Here is an 8,342-nt window from a genome sequence, read left to right as displayed (position 1 = left end):
TTTGTGGAAAATAAGAATGTAAGAAATTAGTTTAATTTCTTACATTCTATTTTAAATTAATTTAGATTAATTTAATTAAATTAGATACCAAATTGGAAAGCAAGAGTTGCTAAACCATCTAATTTAGGTTCACCTCCGCTATTTTTTAGTTCACTATTGATAGTTGGTTTGATTTCGAAATCAGCTGCAAATACTTCACCGGCAGAGAAATCGCTAGAGCTTTTAGCCCACGCAAACACTTTTTCTTTTTGAAGACTTTGAGAACTGTTTACAGCACCATTGTAGAATACAGAAACTTTAGCTTCTTCTGCATCAGCAGTTGGTTTTACTGTCGCATTTTTCATGGTAATACCATAGAAACCTACTTTAGTATCTACAGCTTCACCCTCTTTGTTTGTTTCGTGGTGTGTACCTAAACCAAAGTTAGCCGCATTTGCTTCTAATTCTGAACCTGCTCTATCATCTGTAGGAACAAAAGCTAAATAGGTTCTAGCATCACAAGTAACAGTAATGTTGTGTGAAATTGGTTCTAATGTTAGATTACCTTTTGCTGGGAAAAGGCCTGGGCTAACATCGAATTTATATTCAACAGTAGTCTCACTTGTTTCCCCATTAACTGTACAAGTAGGGGCTTGAATAGTACCGATAACTTTTAGTTTAGCAGTAGGTGTAGCAGCAAAGGCAACACTACTTGTTAGAGCAAGTAAAGAAACAGCTAATAAACTTTTTTTAAACATACATCCTCCAGTGGAAGTATATATATATCTTAATTCGATACATATATACCTTTTTAATGCACTTTATTTTTTCAAAAATAATAAAATGCTCTCAACTTTTTAAGTTGCTTATTTATATTATTATCTTAATAAGAATACCTTACAAATAATTATACGCTGATAAAAAATAAAAAATAGTATTTATAATTAAATAAACTTTAAATGCATAAAAAAGATAAGAATTAAATATTTTAATCTTAATAAGATAGTCATTAAATGTTATTTAAATCAAAATAAGATAATTAATAAATTACTTTCTTTGTTTGAGTATTTAAATACGAGTCTTATTATAATGAATGAAAAAACATATAATAAAAACTGTAAGGTAATTGTTAAATACCTTACACTTTATTAATATTAAATACCAAATTGAAATGTCAAAGTGGCTAAGCCATCTAATTCAGCTTCGCCTTCGATTTTTTTCATTTGGCTATTAATGACGGGTTTGACTTCAAAGTCAGCAGCAAAAGATTTTCCTGCAACAGATGTCTTACCAGGCAAAGCCCAACCATACTCACTTTGTTTATGAATTAATGTATTAGGAACTGATGTCGTGGCGTTGTTAGATTTGATATAAGCTTTTTCAAACTTACTACCATCTTCTTTTTTGACAGTGGCATTGCTGATATTGATGGTGTAATAGCCTACTTTTGTTTCTGCATTTTTTCCATCATCTTTATTTTTAAATTGATAGTGACCTAAACCAAAGAAGGCTTCACTTTCTTGGCTCTGTGTTCCTAATCTATTATCTGTTGCAACAAAAGCTAAATAAGTACTTGAATCACAAGAAATAACAATGTTTTTTGATTGACCTGCTAACTTTAAGTCACCCTTTTCAGGGAAAAGACCTGGAGTGATATCAAAGTTGTAGATGATTGTGGCTTCTTGCTCTTCATTATTGATAGTACAAGTCGGAGGCTTGATCCTTCCTGTGACTTTTAATTTAGCAATAGGGTTAGCTGCTAAAGTAGTACCGCTGGATAATGCTAATAAAGAAATTGCTAATAAATATTTTTTAAACATACATCCTCCTATGGCGGTATAGTAATTTATCAAATTATAGCCGTCATTTTTTGATGTGTTTTGTTTTTTTATAAAAAATATTTAATAATTACGTAATTTAAGTATTTTTTCTTACTTAAAATAAAAACAATCAAAAAAGCTTTTGTGACAAAGCTAACAATAAAACGGTGGCGCTATATTGTTCATAATCCGATGATAATTGATGGAGGAAGTATCAATGGATAAGGATAAAAGAAGGGAATAAATAAAAAGACACATAATGTTTTAATCTTTATGTGTCTTTTTAAAGAGTATAGTTATTTAACAATGCTCAGTTGTTTTACATCGATTTCAGTACTTGTCCACTCTTTATCGATCTTACCTTCAATTTTTATGGTATTCTCAGGCGTAACGGTTTGACCACGCCATCTTTTTTGGTCTATTTCAACATTAATAGCACCTGTTGTGTCTTCAAAAACATAAAGCTCATCACCAATTTTTTTGGTGATTTTGCCTGTTAAGATAACCCAAGTATCATCTGAAAGTGTTTTTGCTTTAGCAACGGTCGTTTCGCTAATTGAAGGGCCTTTAAATCCACCTTGCTCTGTGGTGGTGATAGCGCTTTGTGGGGCAACAAAACCACCACTATTTTGTTGGTTTGAATTGGCTTGAGATGCAAAAGCCAATGTACTACCAATTAATAAAACTAGTATTTTTTTCATAATAGGCTCGCTTATTGGTTTAAACATTCACTTAGAGATAGATTAATTCTAGTTCAATTCTTCCTATAAAAATGCATATTAAAGTAAATATTGGTATTAATATATCAATTTTATCAACTTGTTATTGATAAATGATGGTGTAATTATTTCATTTTATTATTTCTACTACACGGCTTTTCCGACGAATGATTTTTCTTGCACACCAAGCATAAAGCAACCCAGAGATAACGCCCGCGATATGTGATTCTGTAGAAACCCCTAATTGCCCGGGGATTAATCCATAAGCCATAGAGCCGTAATAAAACAGCACAAATAAGGCGATGACGATATCGATAATTTTATGGCGAGTAAAAGCATGGGCAATTAGCAGTGACCATAATCCAAAGATCCACCCACTTGCACCGACATGAATAGCGTTACGCCCAAATAACCAAACTAATAACCCACTGATGATAATGATAAAAATACTTGAATAGCAATATTCTCGTAATGACTGTGTCATCAATAAAAAGCTAAGTATAAGAAAAGGTAATAAATTACTAAAAAGGTGAGACCATGAGCCATGAATAAAAGGTGAAATAAAGATACCGAATAAACCTTCGCTGCTTCTTGGAATAATACCATATTGAAGAAGATGGACAGGGAAGAGGCTCCCTATAATTTGTAATAAGAAAAGAAGGATAGTTAAACCACCGAGAATATAAATTCTTCTTTTTAGCCAGAGACGATCCATAACGATAAGCCTTTATTGTAGGTGATGACCTTTATTTATGAATCTACTGTAAAGAGAAGAGCCTTTCTGTTAGATGGCTCTTCTTCTATTATATTCAGTCTAATAAATTTAAGCAGGCAGCTCCTCTTGCTCCACCCGCATCACCATAACGTGCTTTTTCTATTGTTGGAATTTGTGTATTACCGTATACACAATGTGAGAGATAATCCGGTAATAAGGTATACAGTGCGTCAAATTGTGATAAACCGCCACCAATAACAATTAAATGTGGGTCAAGTACAGTCAGAATATTACTAAGGTAAATGGCTAATACTTTCATATAGCGGTCAACATGCTGTTGGGTCTGTTCATCGCCTTGATAATATTGTGCAACGATATCCACCGCTCTTTGTGGTGAGCCATTAAAGGCTTTATACATACGTTCAAAACCACGACCAGATAAATAAGTCTCAAAGCAGGCTTTTCTACCACAACCACACAATATTTTTGGCATGGTCTCACCAATCACATTATCAGCATCTACATTAAGATTCATGTGACCTATTTCACCGGCAATACCATTTTTACCAGAGAGTACTTTGCCATCAATGACAAAACCACCGCCAACACCCGTACCTAATATTAAACCCAGTACTGAAGGATAATGACGAAATTCAGGATCCCATGCTTCTGATAAGGCAAAACAGTTAGCATCATTCTCAACTTTGACGGGGCGTTCAAGAATATTAGCCAGATCGTGGATCATCGGTTTATATTTGGCAGCAGGCACGTTGGTGGTAAATACAGTTCCTTCTTTTGCATTGACGATGCCAGGAACACCGATACCTATTTTTCCTTTACAGCCTAAATCATTATCAGCTTCTAAAGTGAGTGTTTTAAAAACATTTAATAGAGCTTGATAATCATTCTTTGGCGTTGGTACACGTTTTTGCCATACTTGAGTAAGATCTTTATCAAAAACGGCGAGCTCGATTTTTGTGCCGCCCATATCAAAACCATAATACATATCAGTCTCTTAGTTATCCTGTAAATGTAATCCGTAGCTTAATTAAATAGAGAAGAAGCTATGGTGCTTAATGGTCATCACTTCAGTTAACGCGTTTTTTCTCTGTCTATTACTTCCACAGATTATAAGATTTATCACTATTTATTAAAGATAGCATAGAAACAATCGTAGATAAGCGCATTTTGTGATCTTGTCAGGAGGTGAAACGTTTTTTCTAACCCCATTTTTAATAGAAAAAACTATCATAAAATGACTAGTTTTTAGATTTTAATAAAGAAAATATGGATTAATATGATAGGAATACTCTTAAAAGGAGTGGTTCCGAAAATGTTATCGTTAACATTATATCTAAAATAGATGGTTGTTATTTGATGTATTTTTATTAGTATAAAAACGTAGTTAAGTGCTATTTAATGATATAAAAAAACAAAAATATACGTATTAATACTTGTATATAGTAATAGTATCTACAAGGTGTGCATTATTTATTATAAATCAGTCAGTTAAAGATTTATTGTTATTATAGTGTTAAAGTTAATTAATGTATTCGTATCTAGTATATTTATTCTTTTTATTAAGTATTATTAACAATATTATTTAATACGTAAAATATAATCTTGGTTAATTATCCTGATTTTATGGTTAATGATAGTTGTTTTTCCTATTAATAAACAATAAAGAATATTGTTATTAAATCATCTCTTTTAAGTTATTTTTTTTAGATTATCTTAATGGGTCTGAATAAATAAAGTTATTTTCTTTTTATAGCATGACAATGTGTTAGCTACTCTATGAAAAAAATACACTTTTCGCTTATAAAAATGTGTCTTTTTTTGATGATGATCAACACAAAAAAACAACATCGCATTTTGCTTTGTGAGCCATATTTTACATTTAAAAAAGATCAGTAGCTGAAAAATTTCATATTACTTTTCTCAATGTTTTTTCTTCTTAGAATAAATTATATTACAAGGTAATAATTACAGGATTTTATTTTTATAAAATTTATACAATTTGTTATTAGTTTTATTACGTTATTAGATGGGGAATTAACCTGCTTTTTTACGTTAAAAAGAGACTTTTTTTTTGTGTTTTTCATTAACATTGTATTAAGTAAAAATACACAGTTAGATAAAATAAAATACAATCTGAGCGAAAAATAGTTATTTTGAAGGCGTTGTATTTCCTATTAAAATAATTATACAATTCAAATTAAATAATCATTACTTACAATTAGACAGTGTCTTTTTTATTAGATGAAATATTTTACAAGTAAAATTACTCTGCATGATTTAGGTTTGTATAAATAAATGAAAGTTGTCCTGCAACTCTTAGGTGTTAGCTTTTAAATAAGCTTATTTTAATTGTTTTTGTATCCTTATCTTGGTGAGGTTTTTAATTGTTTGACAAGGTATTAGGTGCGATTATTTAAGGGTTCATATTATGTATGATGATATAGATAATTTAAAAAATAAGTTTCAGGAAGAGGGGTTTACTTTTCAAGATTTCTCTTCTCAAACGACAGGTAATATAGCCTGTAATATTGGCAATAGTGTTATAAATCAACAGGATAATAAAGACTCCCTATCAGGAGATAATGAAGAATTCTTGAATATATCTAAAGTTAAAAAGAGACAAAAACAAACAGCTAATATAGCGACTTCTCTTTCTTATTCACAAGATTTAGCCTCGGAAGTAAAAGAAAAAAATAGAGTTAATAAGCAAAGTAAGTGTTTGCTAGATAATCAGTTATTTGAAAAAAAAACCACAGATAAGTGCCAAGTAAATGAAAAGCTCTCATTGCAAAAGATATTTTCATTTATTGCATCAGCTAATTAAACAAGCTCTTATATATAAATGATATTGACTTGTGTCAATTTATAGCTATTGGTATTTTCTTTTTTTAAAAAATTTTATTGGTCTATCGTACCAAGAATGAATTTTTTCTTAAAAAAGAAAATAATAGCAATGGCAAGGTACGGGGTTATGAATAAATTATTTAAACTATTAATAACAGCTTTTTTATTAATAACAATGTTTTCGCTTATTGTTATGCCAATGAGTGCTAAACAACAATATATATTTGGTATAATTAATATTCTTCTGTTATTTATTATTGGCTCTAAAAAGTCAAAAAAACGATTATTAACAATGATTTTTTTATCATTGTTAATGTCTACACGTTATCTGTATTGGCGAGCAACCCACACACTTAATTTTAATACCTCTATTGAAGGGATATTGGGTACAGGATTATTTTTAGCTGAGATCTACTCTTGGATTATTTTAGTTTTAGGTTATTTCCAAACAGCTTGGCCATTAAATAGAAAAATAGCGCCATTACCAAAAGATATCTCGTTATGGCCAACAGTGGATATTTATGTACCCACATATAACGAAAGTTTAGATGTGGTGCGTGATACGGTTTTAGCTGCACAAGGTATTGATTATCCAAAAGATAAAATGAAAGTTTATCTTTTGGATGATGGTAGCCGTGACGAGTTTAAGCAATTCGCCAATGATGTTGGTGTGACTTATATTGAGCGTGAAGAGCACGATCACGCTAAGGCAGGTAATCTAAATCACGCAATGGCATTAACTGATGGTGAGCTTATTTGCGTCTTTGATTGTGACCATATCTCTACCCGTATATTTTTACAGGCAACGGTGGGTTATTTCCTTGAAGATCCAAAATTAGCTTTGGTGCAAACACCACACTATTTCTATTCACCCGATCCTTTTGAACGTAATTTAAGTGCCGCCAAAAACGGCCCTCACGAAGGTGCACTTTTTTATGGCCCTGTTCAACGAGGTAATGATAATTGGAATGCAACCTTCTTCTGTGGTTCATGTGCGGTAATGCGTCGTAGCGCCCTAGAAGAAATTGGTGGTATTGCGGTTGAGACAGTCACAGAAGATGCCCATACGGCATTAAAATTACAACGTTTAGGTTGGAATTCGGCATTTATTGATATTCCTTTAGCTGCAGGTCTAGCAACAGAGCGTTTAGCATTACATGTTAATCAACGTATTCGTTGGGCTAGAGGAATGACACAAATCTTTCGTGTTGATAACCCTATGTTAGGCCGTGGCTTAACATTTCCTCAGCGGTTATGTTATCTCAATGCGATGATGCATTTTCAGTATGGGTTGCCTCGGATTATCTTTTTAACCGCACCTTTACTGTTTATGTTATTCAACCTCAATATTATCGCCTCTTCTGCCAGTATGATTTTTGCCTTTGCATTACCACATTTAATTATGTCGGTGTATGTAAACTCACGAAATATTGGTAAATATCGCTATTCTTTCTGGGGAGAAATCTATGAAACAGTGATGGCATTTAGTTTAGTACTGCCTACATTGCTCAGTTTAGTCTCGCCTAAATTAGGTAAATTTAATGTCACTGATAAAGGCGATTTGCTTGATAAAAGCTATATGGATTATCTAACGGTACGCCCTTTGATTATTACTGCGCTACTTCTAGTTATGGGTATTTCATGGGTCATCATTCGTTATTTATTAAATGATTTTCAAGGCATCGACCCTTTAGTCATTGTATTGAATTTGGTTTGGGCAACTTATAGTTTATTTATTGTGTTGGCATCGATCGCAGTAGGTAAAGAAACACGCCAAATTCGTAAAAATACCCGCATTAAGGCATCACTTCCTATCACTTTACATTTTGATGATGGCGCTGAATTACAAACTACCACCGAAGATATTTCTATGGGGGGAGTGCGTATTGCGATTAATAAAATAGCTGAATTACGCCAGCGTACTGTTAATAGCATTACGTTAATGGTGCAACGTGATGTTGTTACGCTTCCTGTGGAAATGGTCAGTTTAGAAAATAGCCAGTTACGTCTCGCTTTTTTACCAATGGATTTAAATCTACGCCGTAAGTTAGTACGGGTGATCTTTGGTCGAGCAGATGCTTGGGTTCATCAAACACAATATCAAGACAAACCATTAAAAGAGTTAGGTGCTATCACTGACTGTATTTTTGAGTTGTTCTTTGGTCGTCGTCAAAAAGTAAAAGCACCGGTAAAAAGAGCAAAAACCTCTCTCTCTGTGCAATCTATTAATGGGGATGACTAGGT

General features: G+C 32.4%; 7 protein-coding genes. 2 read left to right on the top strand and 5 right to left on the bottom strand.

From position 1 onward, the window contains the following. Window positions 1-80 precede the first annotated feature (80 nt). The 5 genes from AACU95_RS17415 to nagK all read right to left on the bottom strand — a co-directional run bounded on the left by AACU95_RS17415 (window position 81) and on the right by nagK (window position 4,239). Window positions 81-737, bottom strand: coding sequence for a fimbrial protein (locus tag AACU95_RS17415; RefSeq protein WP_004246560.1), 657 nt, complete (start codon window positions 735-737; stop codon window positions 81-83). Window positions 738-1,133: 396 nt separating this feature from the next. Continuing rightward, window positions 1,134-1,799, bottom strand: a complete 666-nt coding sequence (locus tag AACU95_RS17410) for a DUF1120 domain-containing protein (RefSeq protein ID WP_012368617.1) — start codon at window positions 1,797-1,799, stop codon at window positions 1,134-1,136. A 296-nt stretch (window positions 1,800-2,095) separates the two neighbouring features. Continuing rightward, window positions 2,096-2,500 carry a YgiW/YdeI family stress tolerance OB fold protein gene (locus AACU95_RS17405; protein WP_141192399.1) on the bottom strand — a complete coding sequence of 135 codons (405 nt, stop codon included), beginning with the start codon at window positions 2,498-2,500 and terminating at the stop codon, window positions 2,096-2,098. Between the two features lie 148 nt (window positions 2,501-2,648). Then, window positions 2,649-3,233, bottom strand: a complete 585-nt coding sequence (locus AACU95_RS17400) for a rhomboid family intramembrane serine protease (RefSeq protein WP_017628739.1) — start codon at window positions 3,231-3,233, stop codon at window positions 2,649-2,651. Window positions 3,234-3,327: 94 nt separating this feature from the next. After that, a complete protein-coding gene (nagK, locus tag AACU95_RS17395) occupies window positions 3,328-4,239 on the bottom strand; it encodes an N-acetylglucosamine kinase (RefSeq protein ID WP_004246555.1) in 912 nt (303 codons plus the stop codon). Window positions 4,240-5,682: 1,443 nt separating this feature from the next. On the opposite strand from nagK, the gene AACU95_RS17390 reads away from it, so the two are divergent. Together AACU95_RS17390 and bcsA are read left to right on the top strand one after the other, a co-directional pair. Continuing rightward, window positions 5,683-6,078, top strand: a complete 396-nt coding sequence (locus tag AACU95_RS17390) for a hypothetical protein (protein ID WP_049203066.1) — start codon at window positions 5,683-5,685, stop codon at window positions 6,076-6,078. A 147-nt stretch (window positions 6,079-6,225) separates the two neighbouring features. Then, entirely contained in the window at window positions 6,226-8,340 is a 2,115-nt protein-coding gene (gene bcsA / locus AACU95_RS17385) for a UDP-forming cellulose synthase catalytic subunit (protein WP_141192261.1), read from the top strand. Window positions 8,341-8,342: the final 2 nt, after the last annotated feature.

It is taken from the genome of Proteus sp. G4415, from assembly GCF_963896075.1.
GTDB lineage: Bacteria > Pseudomonadota > Gammaproteobacteria > Enterobacterales > Enterobacteriaceae > Proteus > Proteus mirabilis.
Note: the sequence above shows the minus strand (reverse complement) of the source record. Positions and strands in the feature narration are given on the sequence as shown.

What these genes read in the sequence shown, in the direction of transcription:
- AACU95_RS17415 (WP_004246560.1), bottom strand. Translation starts at nt 737, where the DNA reads ATGTTTAAAAAAAGTTTATTAGCTGTTTCTTTACTTGCTCTAACAAGT.
- AACU95_RS17410 (WP_012368617.1), bottom strand. Translation starts at nt 1,799, where the DNA reads ATGTTTAAAAAATATTTATTAGCAATTTCTTTATTAGCATTATCCAGC.
- AACU95_RS17405 (WP_141192399.1), bottom strand. Translation starts at nt 2,500, where the DNA reads ATGAAAAAAATACTAGTTTTATTAATTGGTAGTACATTGGCTTTTGCA.
- AACU95_RS17400 (WP_017628739.1), bottom strand. Translation starts at nt 3,233, where the DNA reads ATGGATCGTCTCTGGCTAAAAAGAAGAATTTATATTCTCGGTGGTTTA.
- nagK (WP_004246555.1), bottom strand. Translation starts at nt 4,239, where the DNA reads ATGTATTATGGTTTTGATATGGGCGGCACAAAAATCGAGCTCGCCGTT.
- AACU95_RS17390 (WP_049203066.1), top strand. Translation starts at nt 5,683, where the DNA reads ATGTATGATGATATAGATAATTTAAAAAATAAGTTTCAGGAAGAGGGG.
- bcsA (WP_141192261.1), top strand. Translation starts at nt 6,226, where the DNA reads ATGAATAAATTATTTAAACTATTAATAACAGCTTTTTTATTAATAACA.